This is a genomic window from Microbacterium timonense, from assembly GCF_900292075.1.
GTDB lineage: Bacteria > Actinomycetota > Actinomycetes > Actinomycetales > Microbacteriaceae > Microbacterium > Microbacterium timonense.
The window spans coordinates 69,072-92,610 of the sequence record NZ_OLMV01000004.1 but is presented as its reverse complement, the minus strand read 5'-3'; the positions used below and the strand labels follow the sequence as shown (position 1 = coordinate 92,610).

At 69.0% G+C, this 23,539-nt stretch carries 19 protein-coding genes; 8 read left to right on the top strand and 11 right to left on the bottom strand.

Features of this window, described 5'->3' with window-relative positions:
- Positions 1–88: 88 nt before the first annotated feature.
- Positions 89–295, bottom strand: a complete 207-nt coding sequence (locus tag C9992_RS12755; RefSeq protein ID WP_106816225.1) for a DUF3499 family protein — start codon at positions 293–295, stop codon at positions 89–91.
- Between the two features lie 189 nt (positions 296–484).
- Between C9992_RS12755 and C9992_RS12750 the strand changes: the two genes are divergently transcribed.
- The gene (locus C9992_RS12750) at positions 485–925 is read left to right on the top strand and encodes a metallopeptidase family protein (protein ID WP_200826326.1); all 441 of its coding nucleotides are present in this window, start codon (positions 485–487) and stop codon (positions 923–925) included.
- 119 nt (positions 926–1,044) lie between these two features.
- Here C9992_RS12750 and C9992_RS12745 read toward each other — a convergent pair whose 3' ends face one another.
- From C9992_RS12745 to manA, 4 genes are all read right to left on the bottom strand, one after another.
- On the bottom strand, positions 1,045–2,451 hold the full coding sequence (locus tag C9992_RS12745; RefSeq protein ID WP_106816004.1) for a DUF5719 family protein: 1,407 nt from the start codon (positions 2,449–2,451) through the stop codon (positions 1,045–1,047).
- A complete protein-coding gene (locus tag C9992_RS12740) occupies positions 2,448–5,384 on the bottom strand; it encodes a glycosyltransferase (protein WP_106816003.1) in 2,937 nt (978 codons plus the stop codon). Before C9992_RS12740 ends, C9992_RS12745 begins: the two co-directional genes overlap by 4 nt.
- A gap of 84 nt (positions 5,385–5,468) precedes the next feature.
- Positions 5,469–5,795 carry a WhiB family transcriptional regulator gene (locus tag C9992_RS12735; protein ID WP_106816002.1) on the bottom strand — a complete coding sequence of 109 codons (327 nt, stop codon included), beginning with the start codon at positions 5,793–5,795 and terminating at the stop codon, positions 5,469–5,471.
- 179 nt (positions 5,796–5,974) lie between these two features.
- The gene (gene manA / locus C9992_RS12730; protein WP_106816001.1) at positions 5,975–7,117 is read right to left on the bottom strand and encodes a mannose-6-phosphate isomerase, class I; all 1,143 of its coding nucleotides are present in this window, start codon (positions 7,115–7,117) and stop codon (positions 5,975–5,977) included.
- Positions 7,118–7,178: 61 nt separating this feature from the next.
- Between manA and C9992_RS12725 the strand changes: the two genes are divergently transcribed.
- The 4 genes from C9992_RS12725 to C9992_RS12710 are packed head-to-tail and all read left to right on the top strand — an operon-like array spanning position 7,179 to position 13,052.
- The gene (locus C9992_RS12725) at positions 7,179–8,630 is read left to right on the top strand and encodes an O-antigen ligase family protein (protein WP_106816224.1); all 1,452 of its coding nucleotides are present in this window, start codon (positions 7,179–7,181) and stop codon (positions 8,628–8,630) included.
- Complete coding sequence (locus tag C9992_RS12720; RefSeq protein ID WP_106816000.1) at positions 8,627–10,105, top strand: O-antigen ligase family protein; 1,479 nt, start codon at positions 8,627–8,629, stop codon at positions 10,103–10,105. The genes C9992_RS12725 and C9992_RS12720 overlap by 4 nt, the downstream gene beginning before the upstream one ends.
- 56 nt (positions 10,106–10,161) lie before the next feature.
- Positions 10,162–12,072, top strand: a complete 1,911-nt coding sequence (locus C9992_RS12715) for a glycosyltransferase (protein WP_106815999.1) — start codon at positions 10,162–10,164, stop codon at positions 12,070–12,072.
- Complete coding sequence (locus C9992_RS12710; RefSeq protein WP_106815998.1) at positions 12,069–13,052, top strand: glycosyltransferase family 2 protein; 984 nt, start codon at positions 12,069–12,071, stop codon at positions 13,050–13,052. The genes C9992_RS12715 and C9992_RS12710 overlap by 4 nt, the downstream gene beginning before the upstream one ends.
- Positions 13,053–13,083: 31 nt before the next feature.
- Here C9992_RS12710 and C9992_RS12705 read toward each other — a convergent pair whose 3' ends face one another.
- Genes C9992_RS12705 through glf form a run of 3 tightly spaced genes read right to left on the bottom strand, consistent with a single transcriptional unit; the run spans position 13,084 to position 15,799 of the window.
- Positions 13,084–13,833 (bottom strand): ABC transporter ATP-binding protein, encoded by a 750-nt coding sequence (locus C9992_RS12705; RefSeq protein WP_106815997.1) that lies wholly within the window; start codon positions 13,831–13,833, stop codon positions 13,084–13,086.
- On the bottom strand, positions 13,833–14,639 hold the full coding sequence (locus C9992_RS12700; protein WP_106815996.1) for an ABC transporter permease: 807 nt from the start codon (positions 14,637–14,639) through the stop codon (positions 13,833–13,835). Before C9992_RS12700 ends, C9992_RS12705 begins: the two co-directional genes overlap by 1 nt.
- Before the next feature lie 23 nt (positions 14,640–14,662).
- Positions 14,663–15,799, bottom strand: a complete 1,137-nt coding sequence (glf, locus tag C9992_RS12695) for a UDP-galactopyranose mutase (protein WP_106815995.1) — start codon at positions 15,797–15,799, stop codon at positions 14,663–14,665.
- Positions 15,800–15,967: 168 nt separating this feature from the next.
- Between glf and C9992_RS12690 the strand changes: the two genes are divergently transcribed.
- Complete coding sequence (locus C9992_RS12690) at positions 15,968–17,902, top strand: DUF6541 family protein (RefSeq protein ID WP_106815994.1); 1,935 nt, start codon at positions 15,968–15,970, stop codon at positions 17,900–17,902.
- Positions 17,903–17,957: 55 nt separating this feature from the next.
- On the opposite strand, the gene C9992_RS12685 is transcribed toward C9992_RS12690, so the two are convergent.
- The 3 genes from C9992_RS12685 to C9992_RS12675 all read right to left on the bottom strand — a co-directional run bounded on the left by C9992_RS12685 (position 17,958) and on the right by C9992_RS12675 (position 20,906).
- Positions 17,958–18,899 (bottom strand): UDP-glucuronic acid decarboxylase family protein, encoded by a 942-nt coding sequence (locus tag C9992_RS12685; RefSeq protein WP_106815993.1) that lies wholly within the window; start codon positions 18,897–18,899, stop codon positions 17,958–17,960.
- A gap of 64 nt (positions 18,900–18,963) precedes the next feature.
- Positions 18,964–19,842, bottom strand: coding sequence for a glycosyltransferase family 2 protein (locus tag C9992_RS12680; RefSeq protein ID WP_106815992.1), 879 nt, complete (start codon positions 19,840–19,842; stop codon positions 18,964–18,966).
- A 5-nt stretch (positions 19,843–19,847) separates the two neighbouring features.
- A complete protein-coding gene (locus tag C9992_RS12675) occupies positions 19,848–20,906 on the bottom strand; it encodes a glycosyltransferase family 4 protein (protein WP_160150888.1) in 1,059 nt (352 codons plus the stop codon).
- Between the two features lie 218 nt (positions 20,907–21,124).
- Between C9992_RS12675 and C9992_RS12670 the strand changes: the two genes are divergently transcribed.
- A complete protein-coding gene (locus C9992_RS12670; RefSeq protein WP_106815990.1) occupies positions 21,125–22,342 on the top strand; it encodes a glycosyltransferase family 4 protein in 1,218 nt (405 codons plus the stop codon).
- Positions 22,339–23,538, top strand: a complete 1,200-nt coding sequence (locus tag C9992_RS12665) for a glycosyltransferase family 2 protein (protein WP_235008220.1) — start codon at positions 22,339–22,341, stop codon at positions 23,536–23,538. The genes C9992_RS12670 and C9992_RS12665 overlap by 4 nt, the downstream gene beginning before the upstream one ends.
- The last annotated feature ends 1 nt before the right edge of the window (position 23,539 follow it).

Below are 23,539 nucleotides of genomic sequence, written 5' to 3'. Positions count from 1 at the left end.
CCACGCCGGTTCGCGCCCCGACACGTCAGAGGCCGCCGGGACGGATGCCGCGCCGGCGACGGGCGCGGGGGTGCGGGATGCCGGGCGGTCAGGCCTGCAGCGTCTCGTGGCGCACGACGACCCAGCCCTTCGGGACGGACAGGCGGTCGGTGTGCACCGCGCACAAGTCGTGGGCGTGCGGGTCGCCCGCCGCGCCGAGCGGCCCGATCGCGGCCATCTGGTCGCCGTAGTCGTAGGTGAGGGTCGACACGGCCTCTCGGGCGCACCCGACCTTGGAGCAGACTCTCTCGCGCATCGGCTCGACGCTACCGCCCGCCACCGACAGCGGTCGGGATGCCGCGCCGCACGTCTGCCCTCCTCGAAGGCGGAAGAGCGCCGAGATGCGGATCGGCTGCCCGCACGGGCTCCTCATCTCGGCATTCGTCCTCGTCCGGGCACGCACTTCCCGAGGACGCGGCTCGCCGCCGCGACCTAGGATGGGGGCATGGCGTGGCGTCGGACCCGGACCAGCGAACGCGCGCCGCGGCGCGCATCCCGTCATGGCCGCCACGGCCGTGAGGGACGCAGCTCTGTAGTGCGTCCGCCGCTGCCCCCGCTGGACACCCGCGTCGAGCGGTTCGATCTCTCTGTCGGCACTGCCGCCGAGTTCCTCCGCTCCGCATGGCCCGAGCTGCGCGACGTGCGCTTCGAGGTGGCCGACATGCCCGCCGCCACCGACGACGACGGCATCCCGCGGTGGACCGTTCTGCCGGGCGAACAGCGGATCATCCTGTACCACCTGCCCATCGAGCGCCTCACGCACATGCACCGCGACGACGAGCTGCACCGGCGGATGATGGTCGAGGGCGCGGTGTTCCGGGCCGCCGCCGAGTACCTCGACCGCGACCCCTGGGACCTCGGTCCCGAGCGGTTCCGCTACTTCTGATCCCCCTGCCGGCGTTCCCGTGCGCCGAGCCCCCGCCGGTCGAGAGGCGAGGAACGAGCCGTATCGGAACCCGCCCCCACCACCACGCGCGCCGCCCCGGAACCACGCACGGCGGGAGGTCAGGGGTAGACGATGACCTCGGCGGTCGCGACGTCCGCGGGCCAGATCGGCACGCCCGCCAAGGCGCCGTCGCCGGCGAACGACAGGGCGGCTCGAACGGGAGCCTCGGGATCGAGCGTGTAGAGCGTCCGCGCCGACAACCGCACCTCGATCGACCCGCTCGCGGGCACCGTGAGGTCGAAGGGCGAGCCGCCGTCGAGCGGCGTCACCGCGACGGCGACCGCATCATCGCCCGGGTTCACGACCGTCAGCGACGGGGTCGGGCCGCTGGGAGTGGCGAACAGCGACGGCACCGCCACCTCGGGGGCGGGCGTGAACCACGCGAAGTCGTCGCCCTCCTCCACGCCGGTCGCCTGCCACACCGCGGCAACGACGGGTGCGTCCGCGTCGACGGTGACGGTGTACGACCCCGCGCTCAGGCTGTCGAGGGCGAGCTCGAGCGGCTTGCCGGCCTCCAGCTGCACCTCCTGCGGTTCCCCGGTCGATCCGGAGCCCCCGGCCGACGCGATCGTCACCCGCGCCGTCGCCGCCGCGGAGGGCGACAGCATCCGCAGCACGGTCGCCGCTTCGGAGGCACCCGCCGCCGTCCCGGAGCGGGTGACCGTCACGCCGGCGATCACCTGGGTGTTCTCGGCCTGCGCGACGGGACCCACCTGGTCGACACCGCCCGGAGTGAGGGTGCGCGTGATGCTGGTCTGCAGCGACGCGTGCACCGGCGCGCCGACCGCGGAGACGCGCACGATGGGCGTCTCCTCACCCAGTGCGATGCCCGCCAGGGGCACGACGCGTTGCGTTCCGGGCGCGACGACGAGATCGGCGGCGCCCGGCGGCGTCTGCGCTCCCGACGCGCCGTACACGGTGAGCTGAACCGTCGCCGGCACGGAGCCGGGATTTCCCAGCAGCACCAGGTCGGCGGCGCCGGTGGCGGCCGATCCTCCGACGAGCCAGGAGTCCAGCAGCGGGGGGCGGCACGCGGACGCGGCGAACCCGGCGAGATCGTCCGCGGCGACCGTCGCGGCGCCCGTGGCGGCGACGTCGACGGCGTGGTCGTCGAACGGCGGCGCGACGAACGCCAGCGGGCCGGGGCCGACGTCCGTGGTGTACAGCCGCTCCTCCCGCGGGTCCCCGCCCTCGGCGGCACCGCTGATCACCGACTGCGGCGCGGCGACGGTGAGGGCGTCGGCATCCGTCGGGTCACGGCCGATCGAGAGGAGCGCACCATCGCACGCGACGATGGATGCCGCGGGAGCGGGGGTGGCGGCGAGGCTCAGCGGCTCGCGCACGACTGTCGGCCAGGGCACCGACACCGCGGTCACGACCGCGATGACCGCGATGATCGCGACCAGCGTGCCGATCAGCAGGCGGGCGCTCGTCGTCGCCCAGCGGAAGATCCGTCGATCGCTCATCGCCCCTCCTGCCAGTGCGGTCCCACGACCCGCGGTGTGCGTCGCGCCTCGCGGATCGACGCGCCCGTCGGCACGGCCAGCAGCAGTGCGATGCCGAACACGGCCAGCTGGCCGACGGCGATCCACTGACCGAGAGACGTGACGGATGCCGGCTCCTGCGGGCGCGGCGCCACCTCGTCCACGACGCGCCACAGCTCGCCCTTGGCCGTGTCGCCCACGACCACCAGCGTGTCGCGCTGGCCCAGCGCGGTCACGGCCGACAGGCGCGTGGTGCGGGCGCCGTCCGTCTCGGGAGGCGTCGTCGGCGCCAGCAGGATGAAGCCGATTCCGCGCTCGGCGAGCTCTGTCACGACATCGTCGGATGACGGTGTGACGAGGTCGGCGGCGAGATCGGCGAGCTCCGCGTCCTGAGGCGTCGGGTCGGTGCGCGTGGAGAGGAGGGTCGACTGCCCCCCGATCGTCTCGCTCGCCCCCCACACGACCTGCGCGGCGACGCCGGAGTCCGGTTGCGGCGTGAGGACGATCGTGCCGACATCGGGGTTGTCGCGACCCTCCGCCGCCACGAAGGCGGGCAGCGTGCTGGCGGGGCCGTTCGCGATGGTCGCGGCACCGCGCGAGAGGGCCGTGAGCGACGGCACGGCGAGCACCACTGCTCCGGCGAGAACGAGCGCGGCGGCGATCCCGCGCACCAGGGCGACCCGGGGGGCGAGCCCGGCGTCAAGCGAGACCAGCGCCCCGCCGAGCGCACCGAGCCAAGCGAGGCTGAGAGCTGTGCCGGGCCAGAGGGGCACGGTCTCGGACTGCAGGAACTGCACCGAAACCCCCACCGCCATGAACGCCGTGCCGAGTCCGAGGGCGGTGACCGCCAGCAGCGCGGTGCCGACGGCCCATCGCTGCGTCAGCGGAGCGGCGAGGGCGAGGAGCGCGAGCGGGACGCTGAGCAGGGGCACCCACCACACCGGGCCGTCGGTGAAGGTGGTCCACCCGGCCAGATCCGGTGTCGGGATGCCGGCGGCCAGGAGTGCGCGCCCGGCCGCGTCGGCGGCGACCTGCGGCCCGGCCCAGGGGACGCCCGGGTCGGCGACCAGCCCCCAGGCACCACCGTGGCCGACCGTGTTCCAGACGAGCGGCAGCGCGAGGGCGGCGGCGGGGATGACGGTCCAAACCAGCCGTGCGACCCCGCGACCGGCACGCAGGACGATGGCCAGCAGCACGGCGGCCAGCCAGATCACCGCGAGCGCCGGCGTGAGCGTGGGAGCCGTCGCGAGCACCGCCGCCAGAAGGAGGGAGGCTGTCCCGGCGCCTGTCCAGGAGCGGTGCGCGACACTGCCGGCGTAGAACAGCCACGGCAGCAGCAGGTGCACGATGACGCCGGTCGGCCGGCCCTGCGTCAGCGCGACCAGGAGGGTCGGCGAGAGCGCCCAGACCGCGCCGCCCAGCAGCCTCAGGCTGGATCGCTCGGTGACGCGGGTTGCCGCGAACCAGCCGCCGAGCGCCGCGAGCGGCAGGGCCGCGATCCACAGCAGCACCAGCGCTCGCGACGGTGACCAGGCCGTGAGCGAGCCGAGCACGGCGACCACTGCGGCGAACGGGTCGGCCGGACCGATCGTGTCGAGCCCGAGGGCCCGCTGGCCGAACGCGGCGTCGTCCCACAGCTGCCCGATCGTCGTCGCGAGCGGCTGCACCGCTCCCCCGCCGAGGACGGGCCAGGCCAGCAGGGCCGGGAACGCTGCGATCGAAAGGGCCAGCGCCGCCAGCACCAGCCACGCGCCGCCGCCCGAGAAGAAGCGCAGGTCGCTGCGCCGGTGACCGCCGAGGGCGACCTCGGGCTCATCGTCGAGGCGTTCCCGCAGCTCGCCCTGGCTCGTGCGCAGCGGGGTGATCTGCGCCCACGTGGCCGTGCGCGCACGGCTCAGCCGTCGCCGTGCCCGCCACACGGGCACGATGCCGACGAGGACGACCACGGCGGCGCCCCATTCGGGCGCGATCCTCCCCGGCTGCTTGCGGACGAGGTCGACGATCGTACGCCAGAGCGCGAGAGGAAGGATCGACAGCCAGTGCAACGGCACCCACGGTGGGCGGGCGTACACCAGGCGGCGATGCAGCTGCGCGACGCGCTCCGCGTAGACCGCGCGGCGGCGCCGCTGCGGGGTGAGCGGCGCGGGGGCGCCAGCCACGCCGTCGCCGGCGGTCGCCACCAGGGCGCTGGGAGCGAGCGCCACCCGGCCACCGGCCAGCCGCGCGCGCACACCGAGGTCGAGACCCTCGTCGGCGCCCGCCAGCCCGCGATCCAGTCCGCTCAACCGCCGCCACGCATCGGCACGGACGAGGATGCCTCGCACGTCGGAGCCGAGAGCATCCTCGAGCGCATCGTGCTGGCCCTGGTCGAGCTCGCCGTCGGAGAGCCCGACGGTCCGGCCGAAGCGGGTCATACCGACGCCGAGCGACACGATCTCGGAGCGATCGTCCCACCGCACGAGTTTGGGCGCGACGAAAGCCGCCGAGGGCGAGCGCTCCAGTGCACCCACCAGCTGGGCGAGCGCGTCGGGCTCGGGCGCGGTGTCCTGGGCGAGCAGCCAGACGGCTTCGCCCTCGAGTGTCCGGGTCGCCAGCGCGGTCGCGGCTGCGAACCCGGTCGACGCCGGAGCTTTCACGACGGTGCCGGCGCCCGCGGCATCCACCACTTCGAACAGGTGGTCGTCGCCGCCGCACACCACGATCGACAGCACGTCGACCGCACGGCTCTGCTCACGGACCGCGGCCAGCGTCCGGCGCAGGTGGAAGGCGGCCGGTGTCCGCCCGTCGGGACGGACGACCAGAACGGCGTGCACCCGGTAGGCGGGGAGCGCCGCCGGCGAAGGGGTGGCGTTCGGGGTCACCGCGTTGGACCGGGCGGCGTCAGACAGGGTGTCGTTCGAAGGGGCAGCGGGCATGTCCTGGCCAGCCTAGGCGCGCCGGTGCGGGACGCCGGGCGCACGCGCCGGATCGGCCGGATCCACCGGCCGACCCACGTGCGTTCAGCCCGCGCGACGCTTCAGCTTGCGACGCTCGCGCTCGCTGAGACCGCCCCAGATGCCGAAGCGCTCGTCGTTCTGCAGCGCGTACTCGAGGCATTCGCCTCGAACATCGCACGACGTGCAGATGCGCTTGGCATCGCGCGTGGAGCCGCCCTTCTCAGGGAAGAACGCCTCCGGATCGGTCTGCGCACACAGTGCGTCGGTCTGCCATGCGAGCGGATTGTCTTCTTCCGCATCGATGTTGCGACGTACCCCCGGAACCCCCAGTTGAACCGGATCGACGAACCAGTCGTCGGGAACGCCGGAACGGTACTGCGAAACCGCCATGTCGTTCTCACCCCCCGTGATCCTGCTCCACGCTGGTGCGTGTACCGATAATTACACTCGTGTAGTTCCCGGAGGTCAAGTCGCAGATAGTAAAGGCTCAACCGGCTCTTGAAGCTTCACGACGCGCCGACGACGCGCCCCGCTGTGTAACGGTCAGATGAGAAACCGCGAGCGAGCTCTCAGCGCCCCGGCAGCGCGATGAAGAGGTCCCCGGCGCCGGCTGCTCGGACGCCGCCTTCGTCTGGGGTGATGAGCGCCGCCCGGCCCGGTGTGAGCCGCTCGGAAGCACCGGTCGAAAGCCCCGTCACCTCGATCGCACCGGCGGTGACGACCGCGACCGCGGGGCCGGCGAGGGGCACGTCGACGCCGAGCGCAGGCGGCGTGACGGCGAGCAGCGCGAAGTCCCGCACCGGAACGTCGTACTGGTGCACACCGGGACTGACCGGACGCGGCGCGATGATCGGCGGCAGGCCGGGCGTCGGGTCGAGCACCCGCACGAGCTCCGCGGTGTCGATGTGCTTGGGGGTGAGTCCTCCGCGCAGCACGTTGTCACTGGCCGCCATGAGCTCGACGCCGAGCCCTTCCAGATACGCATGGAGCACGCCCGCGGGCAGGAACAGTCCCTCGCCGCGCCGGAGGGTCACGAGATTCATGAGCAGGGCGACCACGATGCCGGGATCGCCGGGGAACTGTTCGTCGAGTGCACGAGCGAGGTCCAGCTCGGCGGCGAACTCGTCGGAGTGCGCGGCGACGGCGGCGGCGATGACTTCACGGGCGACGTCGGAGCCGTCGGAGAGGAGCCAGCCGATGACGTCTGAGAGCGAGGCATCCGTCAGCTTCTCCGCCAGCGGCGCGGCACCGGGTCCGAGCGCCGCGACCAGGCGGCGCGTCGCCGTGAGGTCGCGCAGGCCCGCGAGCGCCCGGAAGGTGTCGCTCAGGGCGACGATCAGCTCGGGCTTGTGGTTGGTGTCTCGGTAGGTGCGCTCGGCCGCGTCGCGCGGGATGCCGGCGGCGTCTTCGCGGGCGAAGCCCGCTTCGGCCTCCTGCTTCGACGGGTGGGCCTGGATCGACAGCGGGGATGCCGCGGCCAGCAGCTTGAGCAGATACGGCAGCGGTCCGTCGAGGCCCGCGGCCCCGCCCTCGTCGGCGATCCAGCGGTCCAGCGTACGACCGTCGGGAAGCTCGGCCGGGTCCCCCGGGTGGTCGCCGAACCAGACCTCGGCCTCGGGCCGGGAGGCGGGCTGCCGCCCCTCGAGACCGGCGAGGAGGGACGTCGAGCCCCACGCGTAATCACGGGGCGCATTGGCAAGCGGGATCAGCACGCGAACAGCCTAGCCAGGCTGCAGGATCCGCCGAGCGGCCCCGGGTACCCTGAGAGCGATGATGGCCGTCCACTCGAAGCACCCGGCGTCGGCGCCGCCGGGACCGCCGGTACGCGAGAAGACCGGCCACCTGCTGCTGCGTGGCTGGTGCATCTTCGTGCTGTTCCTGTCGCTGTCGGGCACCGCCTGGGTGAACGCCTTCGGCGAGCCGGTCGCCGCCGGCGTCGCGATCGGCGGCGGCGTGCTCTCTGTGGTGCTGTGGATCGTGCTCCGGCCCCCGGTGCAGTGGCGTCGCCTCCCCTGGTTCGTGGTCGGGTACGTCGGCTGGGCTACCCTCTCGCTGGCGTGGTCGGCCTGGCCGCAGACCACCGCGCTGACGCTCCTGCTGCTGTACATCACGACGGTGCAGGCCCTGTTCGTGGGCAGTGTCCTCACCTGGCGCGAACTGGTGCGCGCCGCGGCATCCGCCCTCAAGTGGGTCGTCGCCCTGTCGTTCCTGTTCGAGCTGTGGGTGTGGGTCTTCGTGCGAGCGCCGATCCTGCCGGGCTGGATCATCGGCAAGGCGGACGACCCGATCGAGTACTGGTCGCGCGACAACCTGTTCGAGTGGGACAAGCGGATCCAGGGCATCATGGGCAACGCCAACCTGCTGGCGCCCGTCGCACTCCTGGCGATCGTCGTGTTCGGCATCCGGTTGGCATCCGGAGCTCCGCGCCGAACGTTCCTGTGGATCTGGATCGGGCTCTCGGCGTTCCTCTTCATCCGAGCCTCGTCGGCGACGGCCTATGTGACCGCGGCCGCTGTGGCCGTCGTGCTCGTCACCGTGCTCCTCATGCGCCGGGCGACGCGGCCCGGCGAGCGCACGAAGTACTACATCGCCTACGCGATCGTCGGCGTCGGAGGTCTCGCGTCGCTCTGGCTGCTGCGCGACACGCTGTTCTCGGCGCTCGGTCGCAGCGCCGATCTCACCGGGAGGGAGCGCATCTGGGAGGCGGTGCTCTCGCGCGCCGCCGAGCGCCCGTGGACCGGGTGGGGTTTCGCGACACCGTGGGTCCCGTCGGATCCCGCGTTCGACCGCTGGATCATCGACCACGGCCAGACCGTCATGCAGGCGCACAACATGTGGGTGGATGTCGCGATGCAGCTGGGCATCATCGGCGTCGTGCTCCTGACGCTGCTGTACCTCGCGTTCGTGTGGCGTGCCTGGTTCTTCGCCGTCGACCGCCCACGCTGGGATCTCCGAGCCGATCGCCCCTACTCCCCCGTGACGCTCCTGCCCACCCTGGTGGGTGCGATCGTCCTCGTGCAGGGCTTGGCGGAATCCAGCCCCCTTCTCCTGTGGGGATGGCTGTTCGTCGTCATGCTCGGCGCCAAGATCAAGCAGTCGCCGCACGTCGGCGTCGGGCCCGCCGAGCAGAGCGCGGCCATCGAACGCGGTGAGCGCGTTCGAGCGGGCAGCCGATTCCGCCTCGACGAGCCCATCGGCTCCCACCGCCGGGGAACGACGGAGTGACCGACGCGCCGCGCTCCGCATCGCCCGGATGGTGGGGCGCGGTGCTGGCGTCGGCATCCTTCGCGCGCGCGTACACGCTCGTCGTCTTCACCGCCGTCTTCTCGGCGTTCGCGATCGAGCGGATCGCGGGCCGCGTCACCTACGTCACGATCATCACCGGGCTGTGCCTGCTCGGCATCGCCGTGATGATCGCGCGCCGGCGCGAGATCTCGCTGCTGCGTCTGGTGCCCACCACCGTGGTGGTGTTCATCGGCTGGGCGTTCGCGAGCATCTTCTGGAGCAGCGACGCGAGCGCGTCGTTCTGGAGCTGGGTGTCGATGGCCGCGGTCGCCTTCCTGGCGGTAGTGATCGGCCACGTGCGCGACACGCTCCAGACGGTGCGGGCGCTCGGCGACGTGCTGCGCGTGCTGCTCGGGGTATCGCTCGGGCTCGAGGTGCTGTCGGGCATCCTGCTCGACGTGCCGTTCACGTTCCTGGGCATCCAGGGCAATCTCGCCCTGCTGGGGCCGGTGCAGGGCATCTTCGGCACGCGCAACCTGCTGGGCTTCGTCGCCGTGCTCGCGCTCATCACGTTCCTCGTCGAGTACCGCACCCAGTCGGTGCGCCCCGGGGTGTCGGTCGCATCGGTCGTGCTCGCCGGCGGGCTGGCGGTGCTGAGCGACTCCCCCACCGTCGTCGTCCTCGCCGTCGGCGTGGGCCTCGCGGTCGGGGCGCTGGCGCTGGTGCGGCACTCCCGGCCTGAGCGTCGCGCGGGACTGCAGCTTCTGCTCGGAGCGCTCGTGGTCGTCGGGGTGTTCATCGGCTACGCGGCGCGGCATCCGATCATCGCGTTCCTCGGCGCCGGCACGGACTTCTCGGTGCGGGTGGACCTCTGGAACTTCATGGTCGACATCCTCCGCCAGCGGCCCGTGCAGGGATTCGGGTGGTACGGCGTGTGGGACCAGCAGGAGTATCCGTTCAACGCCATCAACTACTGGCTCGACACCAGCCATGCCAGCGGGCTCAACGCCTACTTCGACACCGCCCTGCAGCTCGGCTGGGTGGGACTGGTGCTGTTCCTGGCCCTCGGTGCCCTCGCCTTGGCCCGGTCCTGGCTCGTCGCCGGCGAGCGCCGCTCGGTCATCTACGCGTGGACGCCCCTCATCCTCGTGGCCCTGCTCGTCGACTCGATGTTCGAAAGCTTCACGCTCACCGGACTCGGCTGGCTCATGCTCGTGCTGTGCGCGGTGCGTGCCGGCCAGTCGCGGTCCTGGCGCGAGCGCCTGGACAGCGGGACGGATGCCGGCGACGGCGGCACCGGCGCGGGCTCGGGGCTGCCGCACGCGGGTGGCGAGCAGCGCACGACGGGCTCGGGCCTGCCGTCGGGCGGCGACGCGACGCGCTCGGGCGGCGAACCGGGCACGCCGCCCGGCCAGCAGCCGCGGCCTCGGGACGAGCCGCCGCGCGCCCAGGGTCAGCCGAGGACGGCAGGGTAGGCTTCTCTCCGGCCCGACGTCTCGGCGCCCGCCGCACCGTCCCCGGAGAATCCCCCGTGACCCACGTCCTCCAGAACGTCGTCTTCCCGCTTGACCGCGATCCCGATCTGCTTCCTCTCTATGTGGATCCCGACACGTGGTCCGTGATCGACGAAGAACCGGTGCGTGTCTCCAACAGGGCTCAGCTGGGCAACATCCTGTCGCGGACCTCCGCGCGCATCGTGGCAGGGCGCCGCGTCTCGTTCGGCACCTATTTCAACGCATTCCCCGCGTCGTACTGGCAGCACTGGACATCCGTTCGGAACGTCACGCTGACCGTGCGAACCGACGGGCCAGCGACCATCCTCGTCTACCGATCTAATGGCTCCGGCGTTAGACAGCGGATCGAGACTCGCGAAGTGGAAGGGTCGGCCGTTTCGACCTTCGAGCTCGTGCTCGACCAGTACAGCGACGGCGGTTTCATCTGGTTCGACATCGTGGCCGACGAGAAGAACGCTGTCTTCCACGGCGCAGAGTGGACGACGGAGCAGGCGCCGGCACGTGAGGGCAAGGCGTCGATCGGAATCACGACCTTCAACAAGCCGGACTACTGCATCTGGACCCTGATGAATCTGGCAGACGCGCCTGAGGTCCTCGAGGTCGTCGACCGCATCTTCCTGATCGACCAGGGTGATCGACGTGTCGATGCGCAGCCGGAATATGCGGGAATAGCCGAGCGCCTGGGCGACACGCTGCAGGTCATCACCCAGCCGAATCTGGGAGGCTCAGGCGGGTTCGCTCGCGCGATGTCCGAGACACTCGACCGCCCCGAGAGCGACTTCGTTCAACTCCTCGATGATGACGTCCGGATCGAACCCGAGTCCATCCGCCGTTCGGTGATCTTCGGCCGGTTCGCGACCGTGCCCACGATCGTCGGCGCCCACATGTTCGATCTCCTCGACCGACCGAAGCTTCACGCGTGGGCCGAAGTCGTCGACGACGTGCCGTTCATGTGGCGGGCGCTCTACCAGGAGAAGCTGCCGCACGACTTCAGCGTCTCCAACCTCCGGCAGACACCCATGCTGCATATGCGCCTGGATGCCGACTACAACGGGTGGTGGATGTGCCTCATCCCGGTCTCCATCATTCGCGAGGTCGGTCTCCCGCTTCCCGCATTCATCAAATGGGACGATGCCGAGTACTGTCTCCGCGCCCGAGACGCGGGCTATCCCACTGTGTCCATGCCTGGCGTGGCACTCTGGCACGTCTCGTGGGTGGGAAAGGACGACTCGATCGACTGGCAGGCGTACTTCCATGCGCGTAACCGGATCGTGGCTGGCCTGCTTCACTCGCCCGTCCCCAAGGGCGGCACGTTGATCCGCCACAGCCGGCGCGTGGACCTCAAGCATCTGATGATGATGCAGTACTACCCCGTCGCTTTGCGTCATCTCGCCCTGCGCGACGTCCTGTCGGGCCCCGAGCACATGCGCTCCAACCTGGCAACGGCGATGCCGCGCGCACGAGCTCTGGCCAAGGACTTCCCCGAGACCGTTGTGCACCGGGACAGTGGCGTACCGCTCAGGTCTAGACGAGGGCGCCTCGTCTTCAAGACCACCCGGCGAAACGAGTTCGACAGTCCCACGGGTCTGCGGCTCCGACTTTTCACAGCCAGGACTTTGATGTCGCATTGGTTCCACAAACCAGAAGGCGTCAATGTCCAGCAGCCTGAGGTGGAGTTCGGAAAGAACGACGCGCACTGGTGGCGTGTTCCGATGTATGACAGCGCACTCGTGAACTCAGCGGACGGTTCCGGCAAGAACGTCTACACACGCGATCGGAGACTCTTCCGCTCGATGCTGCTCGAGAGTGTGCGCCTACACCGAAGACTCCAACGCGAGTGGCCACGGTTGGCGGCAGAGTACCGATCCGCCAGGCAGGAACTGACGTCGCCGACTGCCTGGCAGCGCACTTTTGAGGTTGTCCGATGAGCGCGACACCTTCCACTTTCGAACCCGCGACCGCGACCATCGCGATCGTCACCTACAACCGGTCCGGCCTGCTGACGCGTTTGCTGACCAGCATCTCGGAGATGGAGCCGAAGCCCGGCCACGTCGTCGTGATCGACAACGCATCGACCGATGACACGACGGACGTCGTGGAGTCCCTCCGCGAGGCTCTCGCTCCTGTCGCCGTCGTCTACCGCCGGATGGAGACGAACACCGGCGGCTCCGGTGGGTTCAGCGAGGGCATGCGCGTCGCGTACGAGCTCGGCTCCGAGTGGATCTGGCTCATGGACGACGATGTCGAGGTGCTGCCGGACGGCCTCGCGAAGATGGGTAAGTGGGCGCCCCGCTTCAAGAGCATCCAGGGGCGCCGCTACGACTACGACGGCAGCCCGTTCTACTGGCAGTATCGGGTCGCCGAGCCGCTCGGCATTCCGATCCCCTTCGCGCCTGCCGGGTTCGACGAGTCCGGCTACAAGCCGATGAACTCCGGATGCTTCGAGGGCATGTTCATCCACCGCGACATCGTCCGCCAGATCGGCCTCCCCGACCCGCGCTTCTTCATCTACTGGGATGACCAGACCTACGGCTGGCTGGCTTCGCGTGTCACGCAGTCCGTCGTCGTGGATGACTTCGTCCTGCGGCGCACCCGCGAGATCAAGCAGTGGGACATGGGCATCCGCCACCTGAACGCGTCGAGCAACGCCTACCGCTACTACATCATGCGCAACCGGGCATACATCAAGAAGTACTACCGCGCGCTGGGCGTCTACCGTCCCGTGCCGTTCGCGCTCGGCACGGCGCTGACCTTCGGCAAGGAGCTGATTCGCCTGGTCTTCGTGGAGCGGACGGTCCGCGGCACCTCGAACCTCTTCCGCGGCCTGAGCGATGGACGGAAGATCGCGAAGGACGCCTCGTGGGAACCGATGCCGCCGCTGGAGACTGCGACGACCTTCGGTCGTTGAGCGAGCGAGGAACGAGCGAGACGAAACGCGGTCAGCCGCCGGTCGTGTAGTCGGCGTTGTAGCGGTCGAGAACCTCGCCGATCGGAGCATCCATCGCCAACCGATGCTTGTCGAGGTAGAGGCCGCGGTCGCAGAAGCGCCGCAGATCTCGCTCGCTGTGCGAGACGAAGAACAGGGTGCGGCCGTCGGCGAGGAGCTCATCGATGCGGGCATAGCACTTCTCACGGAAGGCCTTGTCGCCCACCGCAAGCACCTCGTCGACGAGAAGGATCGGCTCTTCAAGCTGCGACACCACGGAGAAGGCCAAGCGCACCTTCATACCGTTGCTCAGATGCTTGTACGGCGTATCGACGAAGTCGTCGAGCTCGGCGAAGTCGATGATCCCGTCAAAGCGCCGCGTGACCTCCGCCTTCGACATACCGTGCAGTCCAGCAGTGAGTCGCACATTTTCGCGGACCGTGAGATCGCCCACAAACCCGCCAGTGATCTCGATCAGTGGGGCGACACCACCGTTGACCGAGACGGTTCCCTCATCGGGCAGCAACACACCGGCGACGAGTTTGAGCAGAGTGGACTTTCCCTGTCCGTTGCGGCCGACCACGCCGATCGACTCGCCGGGCTTCACGTCGAAGTCGACATCCCGCAATGCCCAGAACTCACCCGGCTTCGAGCGGCGCGAGGAATCGGCGAAGAGGTCCTTAATGCTGCGGCGACCCCGACGATTGCGACGGAATCGCACGCCCAGGTCCCTGACCTCGATCGCCAGCCCGGCTGCCGTCATCACAGCTCCTTCAGCATGGGACGCTCGAGTCGCTGGAAGGTGAAGATCCCGAGAGCGAGGAACAAGAACGACATCACCGCGCCCATCGCGATGACCCACGGGTCCCACTCCTGGGGAAAGAACCCGACGCGATAGAGCGCGAAGATGCCTGACAGGGGGTTGAAAGCGGCGATGGTCTCGAAAGCACCGGGCAGGTCCTCGACGCCGTATATGACCGGCGACGCGTAGAACAGTGCGCGGAGGATGAGCTTCGTGGTGCGCTCCAGGTCCGTCCACAGCACGCACAGCGGCGATATGAGCAGACCGAGCCCGACGAGAAGGACCGCTTGAAGGAGGATCGCCACGGGGAACCAGAGCAAGCCCCAGTTCAGTTCAGCGGGCGTCTCACCGAACTGCGCGATCACGATGAACAACACCAGCACTGGTATCGAGCACAGGAACTCGATCCCCTTGGAAAGCACGATCCGGTTCACCCAGATGGTGCGAGGAATGGCAGTTGAGCGGACCAGTCGCGCATCCTTGTTGAAAGCACGCGTGAAGTCAGAGACCGCCGCGTTGAACCACACCCAGGGCAGCAGTGCAGTGATGAGGAACACGATGTACGGTTCGTGGCCCACAGTTCGCTGGAACACTTGCGTGAACACGAACCAGTAGATCGCGCTCATCACCAGCGGATCGAGGACAGACCACAGATAGCCGAGCGCGCTCGTGGAGTAGCGCACCTTGAGGTCGCGCGCCGACAGCAGCCACAGCGAGTGGAGGTAGCGCCGGGGCGATCCGGGGGCGCCAACGGCGGCAGTGCTCACGAGACGAGTCTACGAGGGCGGAGTCACGCGAGCTGGTTGTTCCACATCGAGAGCGCCGACCCGATGGCCATGTGCATGTCGAGGTACTGATATGTGCCCAGACGACCGCCGAACAGCACGTCGCGCTCGCCCTTGGCGAGCTCACGGTATGCCATGAGTCTGGCGCGGTCCTCCGGCGTGTTCACTGGGTAGTACGGCTCGTCGTCGCGCGATGCGAATCGCGAGAACTCGCGCATGATGACGGTCTTCTCCGCGGGATAGCGGTCGGCGCGCTCGGGGTGAAAGTGCTTGAACTCGTGGATCCGCGTGTACGGGACGTCAGCGTCGGCATAATTCATCACGGGCGTCCCCTGGAAGTCGCCGACGTCGAGCACCTCCTGCTCGAAATCCAACGTCCGCCAGGAAAGGGCACCCTCCGTGTAGTCGAAGTAACGGTCGACCGGCCCGGTGTAGACGATCGGAAGCTGACCGACGGTGGCGTTCTTGTTCAGCGGTTGGGATCGGTCGAAGAAGTCGGTGTCGAGCTTTACGTCGATGTTCTCGTGGTCGGCCATCCGCTCGAGCCAAGCCGTGTATCCGTCCGTGGGCAGGCCTTCCCACGTGTCGTTGAAGTAGCGGTTGTCGTAGTTGTACCGGACCGGGAGGCGGCTGATGACCTCGGCCGGCAGCTCCTTCGGGTCCGTTTGCCACTGCTTGCCGGTGTAGTCGCGGATGAAGGCCTCGTACAGCGGGCGTCCGATCAACGCGATGCCCTTCTCCTCGAGATTCGCGGCATCCTTCGCGTCGAACTCGCCTGCTTGCTCGTGGACGAGCGCCCGCGCCTCGTCGGGAGAGTATGCGGCCCGGAAGAACTGGTTGATTGTGCCCAGGTTTATGGGCATCGGGTATACGACGCCGTTGTGGTTGGTGTAGACGCGGTGGACGTAGTTCGTAAACGTCGTGAATCGGTTGACGTACTCCCACACTCCGCGGTTGGAAGTGTGGAACAGGTGCGCACCGTAGCGGTGGACCTCGATGCCCGTCGTCGCTTCATCCTCGCTGTACGCATTGCCCCCGATGTGGTGACGACGGTCGATGACGGTGACCTTGCGGCCGGACGCTGCAGCACGCTCCGCGATGGTGAGGCCGAAGAAGCCGGAGCCGACGATGAGGAGGTCCATGGAGAGTTTGCTTTCAGGGTCGACGCGGGACAGGGCGAGGCCTGACGTGCCATAGCCCCGAGCAAGTGTACCCGTCGGCGATCGGCTGACTCGGCGGCTTCGATATCCGGCGCACATGACCGGTCGGTTACGATTGCTGATTGCTGTCTGCGCCACTAACGGAGGGTCATGATCGAGGACTGGGTTCCTGCAGCGCTGCCGGCTCTTGTTGGCGCGCTGCTCGTGACGGTACCGGGGCTGATCGTGGTGTTCTCCGGCTGGGGAGCGCTGCGCGTCACTCACCTCCTCCTTGCACCGGCGGTCTCCATCGCCCTGGTCGGCGTCAGCGCCACCATCGCTCCCCTCGTGGGCATCAACTGGTCGATCGTGCCGTTGCTCGTGCTCACCGCCGTCGCGGCGGGCTGCGCGTATCTGCTGCGACGACGCGTCGTCGAGGGGCCGATCCCCACGCCGCGCCGCACGGCGATCACCGTACCCCTCGCGTTGGCGGCCGCGGCATCCATCCTCTTGATCCAGTTCGTCCGCGCTTTCGGCACCGCCTCGAGCATCGCCCAGCGATTCGACAACATCGTCCATCTGAACGGCGTGAAGTGGGCGCTGGATACGGGGAACGCGTCGCCGTTCAACATCGGCGCCACGTCGGACATCGGCTTCTACCCGAACGCATGGCACGCGCTCACCGCGCTCACGGCTCAGTTGAGCGGCGCCGATGTCGCCGTGTCCGTGAACGCCGCGAATCTGATCATCGTGGCCGTCGTCTGGACCGCATCGAACATGGCCCTGGCCGGTGTGCTGTTCTCGGGCAGGGCTGCCGCGTATGCCACGGCCGCCGCGCTGTCGACCGGCTTCGGCGCGTTTCCGGCGCTCTTCTTCAATTGGGGCGTGCTGTACCCGAACGTCCTCGGCTACTCGCTGATCCCCGCCACTCTGGCCGCCGGGTTGTCGCTGATCGGCACGCAGGGGTGGGCCGCGCGAACCCGCGACGGACTCCTCCTCGCCGTGGTCACCACCGGGATGTTCCTCGCGCATCCCAATGCCCTCCTGGCCGCGACGCTGTTCGGGTGGCTCCTCGCCCTCGGAATCTGCGTGCGCGATCTCAGCGACCGGCGCTCGCGTGCGGTCTGGATCCGCACCGCGATCATCGGGGCCGGCGGGGCGGTGGCGTGCGTGGTCCTGTGGACCGTCGCCCGGACACCCCCCGAGCACTCCGGCTGGCTGCCATGGCAGAACGCCGCCCAGGCGGTCGGCGAAGCTCTGCTGGTCTCGCCGCGCGGATTCATGCCCACGATCGTCACGACGGTGCTCCTCGTATCCGGTTTCGTGGCGCTGGTCACCACACCGCGCCTGCTGCCGCTCGCGCTGCCTTTCATCGCGGCCGTGACACTGTTCGTCCTGGCCTCCGGGTTCCCGGTCGGCTACCCCTTCCGATCCCTGCTCACGAACCCCTGGTACAGCGACTCCAATCGCCTGGCCGCGCTGCTTCCCATCGCCGCGATCCCCATCGCCACCGCGGGAGCGGTGTTCCTCGTGGATCTCGTGCAGCGATGGGTCGCTCAGCGCTCGGCCCCTGGAGGCGCCCGCCCGAAGTGGTTTGCCGGAAGCCTGGTGGTGATCGGCGTAGTCGCGCTCGCATCGATCGCGATGGGCCCCAATGCTGCGAAATCTCTTAGACAGGTACGTGAGGCGTACACCGCGACGGCCGACTCGCTGCTCATCTCCGACGACGAGAGAAAGCTGCTCGACCGGCTGGACACACAGACGCCCGACGACGCCCTGATTATCGGCAGCCCACGCACCGGAGCGTCGCTGGCGTACGCGCTCGCCGACCGCGAGGTGACCGAGAGGCACATCTTCGGGAGCCCGTCCGCGGACAAACTGTTCCTCGATCTTCACCTACGCGACATCGAGACCGATCCGCAGGTGTGCGCGGCGGTGAACCGGCTGGGCGTCGACTATGTGCTCGACTTCGGGAGCCGCGACGTCATCGATGACACGGCTGCATCGGCGTACGCCGGCGTGATTGACCTCGTCCCCTCGCGACGACTCGTCCTGGTCGACTCCGAGGGTCCGAACGCGCGCCTCTTCCGCATCGACGGATGCTGAAGGGGCATCCGCGGCACTGCGGCAGCGGGAAGCGCTTCGATCAGCCCCCGGAACGTCACTCCGTGAGAACGCGCCGGAAGTAGTCGACCGTGCTCTGGAGGCCGGCGGCCAGAGCGACCGTCGGCTCCCAGCCCAGTTCGGACCGCGCACGCGAGATGTCGGGCTGACGCTGCTTGGGGTCGTCCTGAGGAAGCGGGCGGTGCTCGATGCTGGACGAGCTGCCCGTGATCTCGAGTACAGCCTGCGCGAGTTCGAGCATCGTGAACTCGCCCGGGTTTCCCACGTTGATCGGTCCGGTCACCTCGTGCGGGGTGTTCATCAACCGCACCATCCCATCGACCAGATCGTCGACGTAGCAGAAGGACCGCGTTTGCGAGCCGTCGCCGTAGATCGTGATCGGCTCACCTCGCAGCGCCTGGACGATGAAGTTAGACACCACGCGACCGTCGTTGGGGTGCATCCGCGGCCCGTAGGTGTTGAAGATGCGGATGACCTTGATGGACAGGTCGTGCTGGCGCCGGTAATCGAAGAACAGCGTCTCGGCCGCTCGCTTGCCCTCGTCATAGCAAGACCGCGGCCCGATCGGGTTGACGTTCCCCCAATACTCCTCGGTCTGAGGGTGCACCGCCGGATCGCCGTAGACCTCGGAGGTCGACGCCTGCAGGATAGGGATGCGCAGTCGCTTCGCGAGGCCAAGCATGTTGATGGCGCCGACGACGCTCGTCTTCGTGGTCTGGACCGGATCGTGCTGATAGTGCACAGGTGAGGCCGGGCAGGCGAGGTTGTAGATCTGGTCGACTTCGACGTACAGCGGGAAGGTCACGTCGTGGCGCAGCACCTCGAAGCGGGGATGCCCGAGGAGGTGCTCGATGTTCGACTTCGAGCCGGTGAAGAAGTTGTCGACGCAGATGACCTCGTTGCCTTCGGCGAGAAGCTTCTCGGACAGATGAGAACCGATGAACCCGGCTCCGCCGGTGATGAGGATCCTTGACGACACCGAGCAAGCTTACCCGAGCACAGCACCCGCCCACCCGCCGCCGAGGGCCGTCGGCTCACGCACGTCAGCGCGTGGCCGAGACCATCTGCCGCTGGCCGAACGTACGCCCGAGCATCCCCTCGAGACGGCCGACGAACATGGGCCAGCCGTCGGCGAGGGTGATTGGCGCCGCATTCCGCACGCCGTACAGCAGCCCGGCTCCGGTGAACGCCGCGCGCCACCACCACGGATAGCCGTGGGCGCTCATGGCGCGTCCCGTGCCTCGTCCGTAGGCACGCATCTTCCTACGCCGCTCCTCAGTCGTCAGCCCGAAGGCCGTGGAGATGCCGTCGACGTGGACTTCGTGGGGCAGCCACACGAACTGCGTCGCCGCCTCGGGGTGGCGTTCGATCACACGGAGCAGGAGGTCGGTCCCCTCGGCGACCTGCCACGGGGTCGAGGCGCCTGGTCCGATGCCCTCATCGAATCCCCCGACGTCCTCGAACACCGAGCGCCGTAGCAGGATGCCCATCTCGATGACCGTCCACACGTTCCAGCGGTCGACAACGGTGCCAGGGGCGGGGAGCACGGTCTTGGGGCCCCGCTCGTCCCACGACGAGAACCCGCCGGCGAGGAAGTCGGTGCCGACGGCTGCGCGGATGCGGTCCACGGTGCCCGGGGGAAACACCGTGGTGTCGTTGGGGAAGTTGAGGACGAAGTCCCCGGCCGGCAAGGCTGCGACCCCCGTGTTGCGACCCAACGAGGCACCCCGTGCGGACTGCGTCACGATCACCGGCAGGCCACCCGCGGAGTACTCGTCTGCCAGCTCGACGACCTCTGCATACCTGCCCTGGGCGACGAGCACGACGCGGTCTGCGGGTGCGAGCTCCCCCTCGAGAGAGGTCAGGAGCGCGCGCAGCGGCTCGATGCGACCGAGAGTGGTGACGATGAAGCCCAGGTTCACGATCGCTATTCTCCCCGACGGATCAGCTCGTCCCATCCCCGAGCCGTCCTCTCCCACGTGAAGCGCCCGGCGTTCTCTACGCCGCGGGCCCGCAGCACCTCACGCAGATCCGAGTCCTCGGCGAGCTCGACCATCGCCCTGGCGAGCGCGCCCGCATCCTCGGCGGGAAAGTACTTGGCCGCCTCGCCCAGCACTTCGCGATTGATCGGGATGTCGGAGGCGATGACGGGAACACCGAGGCTCTGCGCCTCGACCGGGGGGATGCCGAAGCCTTCGTGAAGCGACGGCCAGATGAACCCGACGGCGTCACGGTAGTCCTGCGCCAACTCCTCATCGGTGACGGGCCCCTTCCAGTCGAGCCTTTCGCCCGGCACGTTCCTCTCCGCCGCGTACGGCTGGAGCGCCGGATCCAGTTGACCGATCAGCCGAACACGGACAGCCGACCCCTCGGGAAGCTCAGAGGCAGCATCGATGACCGTGCGGATGTTCTTCGCCGCGCCCTGGCGACCGAAGACTAGGAACGTCGAACCGGTCGGCGTGGCGTGCGCCGCCGACCGAGCCGCGACGAAGCTGTCCGCCCCCGCGTACACGACATCGATCCTGGCCGGGTCGATCCCGAACTGCTCGGCGATCTCACGCTGGGAGGCCCTGCTGATGGTCACGAGCCGCTGCCCGTGCCGCAGCATCCCGAGGCGCACCGCCAGGTACCACTGCACGCGGAACAACGGGGTGAAGTCCTGCGGGCGCATCGCGGGGGCGATGTCGTGAACGACGGAGATCTGCCTTCTGTAGAGGAAGGGCGCGATGGTGGCCGGATTCAGCAGGAGCGGCGTCCCGTTAGCCCGCAGCCACAGGGGCAGTTCGATCTGCTCCCAGATCGGCCCGGCGAAGCGGCCGATGACCTGATGGGGCACGTCGGGAACCTGGGTGCCTTCGGGAAGCGGGGGCGTCACCAGAAGGATGTCGCCCCGCAGGCGCGCGAGGCGCTCGGTGAGCTCGGTGGCGAAGCGCCGCGCACCTCCGAACGAGTTGAGAAGGAACCGCCCGTTGATCACCACTGTCACGGTGGCCATCGTAGTTGTGGCTCGTCGTGCGGCCGGGGGCCGGCCCACGGCCGGAACCCGCCCAGGCGCCATCGACTACGATGGCTCACTGTTGTCCAGGGCCGACGAGGAGGATCATGACCAGGCAAGCGACGTCCGTCGCGGTACCGATGTCCGTGACCCCACGAGTCGTCGCACCTCGGCACTCCTCCCGTCCTCGCAGGGGGCGCTGACTCCGCATGTCGACGGCCCGGATCGCGATCGCGTACGACTGCCTCTACCCGTTCACGACGGGTGGCGGTGAGCGTCTGTACCGTTCCTACGCGGATCACATGTCGCTCCGCGCCGTAGCGGTGGACTACCTCACGGCGCAGCAGTGGCCCGACGGCGAGGCACCTGACGAGGCCGCCTTCCGAGTCGTCCCCGTCACCGGTCGGCTGCGCCTCTACGACGAGGCTGGCGTCCGACGCACCTCCGTGGCCCTGCGCTTCGCGTGGGGGCTGTTCCGCGCGCTGGTGCGCCGTCGGCGCTCCTACGATGCGGTCGTCGTCAGCGGGCTGCCCGTTCTCAACGTCTTCGCGGCGCGTGCGGCGCTCCTGGGGTCGCGCACGCGCCTCGTCGTGGACTACCTCGAGGTCTGGGGTCGCCGGCAGTGGAGGGAGTACGCCGGCCCCGCAGTCGGCATGATCGCCTGGATGCTCCAGCGACTCGCCGTCGCGCTGACCCCGACCGCGACGTGCCATTCGCAGCTCACCGCCCGCCAGCTGCGCGTCGAGGGCATGCGGCGCCGCATTCTGCTGAGCCCCGGCCTCATCGACGGCGAGTCCCCCCACGCCTTCGTCCCGGAGGCGGCAGCGCCCCCGTATGCGGTGTACGTCGGCCGACACATCCCCGACAAGCGCGTCGAGGCCGTCCCTCCCGCTGTTGCGCACGCACGCCGCACCATCGCCGATCTCGGACTGGTCGTGCTCGGGTCGGGTCCGAGCACGGCCGAGGTCGAGGCCGCGGTGAAAGCGGCGGGCGGCGACCGCTGGACCCGGCGCCCGGGGTTCGTCCCGCAGGAGCAGCTCGATGACCTCATGGCGAATGCCGCGGTGCTCGTCAACCCGTCGCGTCGCGAAGGATACGGCCTGGTCGTCGTCGAGGCATCGGCCCACGGCACCCCCGTCGTACTCGTCGACGATCCCGGCAACGCGGCGACCGAACTCGTCGAGCCCGACGTCAACGGCGTCGTCGCGGCATCCGCGTCCGCATCCGATCTCGGCGCGGCAATCGTGCAGGCGGTGCAGGCGGGCCCGCCGCTACGGCGCCGTGCGCGATCGTGGTACGACACGGCCATCAAGACCCGAACCGTCGAGCGCACAGTCGGAGGCATTCTCGCCGAGCTCGGAATCGCCTCGCCTGCGCCGACGGGGGCGGACGCCCACCCCGCCGACTCCGAAGAAGGACCAAAGTGAACCAGCCTGTCCCGGCAGGATCCGTCGAACTGACGATTCTCATGCCGTGCCTCAACGAGGCCGAAACGCTCGCCGTCTGTATCGAGAAGGCACAGGGCTTCCTCGCGCGATCGGGGATCTCCGGTGAAGTGCTCATATCGGACAACGGCTCGACCGATGGATCGCAGGGGATCGCCGAGCGACTGGGCGCCCGCGTATCGTCAGCACCACGTCGCGGTTACGGCGCCGCGTTGATCAACGGCATCGAGAACGCGCGTGGCCGCTACATCATCATGGGCGACGCCGACGACAGCTACGACTTCGTCAATCTGGAGGCCTTCGTCGAGCGCCTGCGCGGCGGCGCCGATCTGGTCATGGGCAATCGGTTCAAGGGCGGCATCGCCCCCGGCGCGATGCCTCCGCTGCATAAGTACCTGGGCAACCCGGTGCTCTCGGGGATCGGGCAGCTGTTCTTCCGGCCGAACATCGGCGACTTCCACTGCGGTCTGCGCGGCTTCAACCGGGACCGCATCCGCGCTCTCGACCTGCAGACGACGGGCATGGAGTTCGCATCGGAGATGGTCGTCAAGGCATCCCTCGCGCGTTACCGGATCGAGGAGGTTCCCACCACACTGAAGAAGGACGGTCGCTCGCGGGCGCCGCATTTGCGCAGCTGGCACGACGGATGGCGTCACCTGCGCTTCCTCCTGCTGTTCGCGCCCCGGTGGCTCTTCGTCTACCCCGGCCTCGTGGCGTTCTTCCTGGGAGCGATCGCCGTGGCGGTGCTCGCCTTCGGAAGCGTGGAGATCTCTGGAGTCGGCTTCGACGTGACGACGATGGTCTACGCGAGCGCGCTCTGCGTAATCGGGTACCAGTCGCTCCTCTTCTTCTGGCTCACCAAGCTCTTTGCGACGCAAGAGGGCTTCCTGCCCGCCAGCCCGCGCTATCGGGCGATCGTCGCCAAGTGGAGTGCTGAACGCGGCCTGCTCATCGGTCTGTCGCTGTTCCTCATCGGAGTCGTCATCGGCGTCGTCCAGGTTGCCCGATGGGGAAGCCTCGACTTCGGGGAACAGGACGCCGCCGCCGTCGTGCGCATCGCCATCCCCAGCGCCCTCGGGATCGTGCTCGGGTTCCAGACCATGATGATGAGCTTCTTCTCCGGCGTCCTGACCACGCCGCGACGCGAGACTCGTCCGGACGCGGTCATCGAGAGCTGAG